Source organism: Microbacterium sp., assembly GCF_035277845.1.
Taxonomy (GTDB): Bacteria; Actinomycetota; Actinomycetes; order Actinomycetales; family Microbacteriaceae; genus Microbacterium.
Genome location: NZ_DATEJS010000137.1, coordinates 1 through 2,391, shown reverse-complemented (window position 1 = coordinate 2,391; position 2,391 = coordinate 1). Strand labels below are relative to the sequence as shown.

The 2,391-nt window shown below is 74.6% G+C and carries 1 protein-coding gene; it reads left to right on the top strand.

Going from position 1 to position 2,391, the window contains the following annotated elements; translation table 11 throughout:
* Window positions 1-2,391: ATP-binding cassette domain-containing protein (locus tag VJR25_RS05835; protein ID WP_324113488.1), on the top strand; the 2,391-nt coding region annotated here is incomplete at both ends.

The following is a 2,391-nucleotide window of genomic DNA, read 5'->3' as shown; positions in this document are numbered from 1 at the left end:
GGTGGGGCCCCGGCTGCTCGTGCCGGTGCTCGAGCGCACCCTGGAGCGGGCCGCCGCCGTCGCGACCGGCCTGGAGCTGCGCGGCTTCGGGGGCACCCCGACCGGCGGTGACTGCGAGCGCCCCGTCGTGCTGCGGGATGCCGTGGTCGGCTTCGGCGCGCACCCCGTGCTGACGGTCGCCGAGCTCGAACTCGGCCACGGCACACTCGCCCTGGTGACCGGCCCCACCGGCTCGGGCAAGTCCACGCTGCTGCGCGCTCTCGCGGGACTCGTCGACCACCTCGACGGCGGATGGTCGGACGGCACGATCGAGGTGGTCGGCCACGATCGCCGTGGGATGCCGCCGCGCAGCGCCTCGCGCCTCATCGGTGTCGTGCTGCAGAATCCGCGCGATGGATTCTGCACCGAGCTGGTGCGGGAAGAGATCGGCCTCGCCCTGCAGCTGCGCGGGGTCTCGCGGGTGATCGTCGCGACCCGCGTGGCCGAAGTGGCGGAGCGGATCGGGATCACCGCCCTGCTCGACCGATCGCTGCACACCCTGTCGGCGGGCGAGGCGACCCTCGTCGCGATCGCCGCGGCGGTCGTGGAGCATCCCATCCTGCTGCTCGTCGACGAGCCCCTCGCCGACCTCGACGAAGATGCGCGCCGGCGGATCGTCGGGGTGCTGGACGCCCTCGCGCACCAGGCCGGCGTGTGCGTCGTGGTGGCCGAGCACCGGGATGCGGCGTTCACCGCGGTTGCGGATGCCCGCTGGCGGATCGACACGGGCACCCGGTCGTCGAGCGAGGCCGCGCGCAGCTCCTCCCCCCGGTCGTCGAGCGAGGTCGCACGCCGCTCCTTCCCGGGGTCCGCTCTCTCCGCCGCGCACGTGCACGTCTCCCACGGCGACGTCGTCGCTGTGCAGGATGCCTCCTTCTCCCTCGCCCCCGGTGAGATCGCGGCGCTCGTCGGGCCGAACGGAGCCGGCAAGTCGTCACTGCTGCTCGCGCTGGCGCTGCCGCCGCGCGGACTCACGGTGACCGGGCATCCGGTGCTCGTGCCGGATGCCACCGACGACCTCTTCACCCGGGATACGGTCGCCGCGGAGTGCGCGCGCGCCGATCGTCTCGCCCGCCGCAGCGGGTCGACCGCGATCTCCGCCGCCGACCGGTTCGCCGGGTTCCTCGGCCTCGACGCGGACGCCCGGGCCGACCGGATGTCGCGGCATCCCCGCGATCTCTCGCTCGGCGAGCGCCGCTGCCTCGCGATCGCGCTGCAGCTGAGCCGCTCGCCCGGCGCCCTGCTGATCGATGAGCCGACCCGCGGGCTGGACGGCACGGCCCGCGATCAGGTGCACACCGCGCTGCGGCAGGCCGCGGATTCCGGCGCCGCGGTGCTGCTGGCCACCCACGACGCCGACTTCGTCGCCGCACTCGGCGCCCGCATCCTGCCCATGCGCGACGGCGTCGTTCCCGCCGAGCCCGCGTCGTCGACCGCGACCGCGACAGCTCCGGCTCCGACTCCATCGAGGATTCAGCACCAGGCGATCGTTCAGCATCCGCTGCCGCGCACCGACGAGGATCGCACCGGCGCCGCCGGGATCCACACCGAATCCTCGAGGTCGTCGCACCGCACGCCGGACCGTGCACGTTCCCCGCATCCGCGCTCGCTGACCGGCAGCCGCCTGCTCCCGCTCGCGCTGATCGCCGCGAACCTCGTGGGCCTCGCCTCGTTCTGCTGGCCCCTGGTCGCTGCGGCGCTGCCCGCGGAGGCGGATGCCGCGGCCCCCTGGGCCGCCCTCGCACTCGCGCCGATCGCGGTCGTCGTCGCGGTCGCCGCGCTCGACGGCGCCGTGCGCTCGGCGCACACCCTCGCCTACCTCGGGGTGCTGGCCGCGATCGGCACCGCGGTGCGCATCGCGAGCACCGGGGTCGGCGGCGTCGAGGCCGTGTTCATCCTGCTGGTGCTCGCCGGTCGTGCGTTCGGCGCCCGGTTCGGAATGCTGCTCGGCGTCGCGACGATCGCCCTGTCGTCCACGGTGTTCGGCGGCATCGGCCCGTGGACCCCGTTCCAGATGTTCGCGTGCGCGTGGGTCGGCGCCGGTGCCGGGCTGCTGCCCCGGCGCGTGCGCGGGTGGACCGAGATCGGGATGCTGTGCCTCTACGGCGCGGCGGCTTCCTACGTGTTCGGCCTGCTGCTGAACCTCTGGTTCTGGCCGTTCGCGGTCGGGTCGGGCGCCGCCGTCTCCTACGTTCCGGGCGCCCCGCTCGGGCGCAACCTGGTGAGCTTCCTGCTGTATTCGCTGGTGACCTCGACCGCCGGCTGGGACACCCTGCGCGCGGTCACGACGATCGTCGGCGTCGTGCTCATCGGACGCCCGGTGCTCGCCGCCCTGCGCCGCGCCAAGCCGGT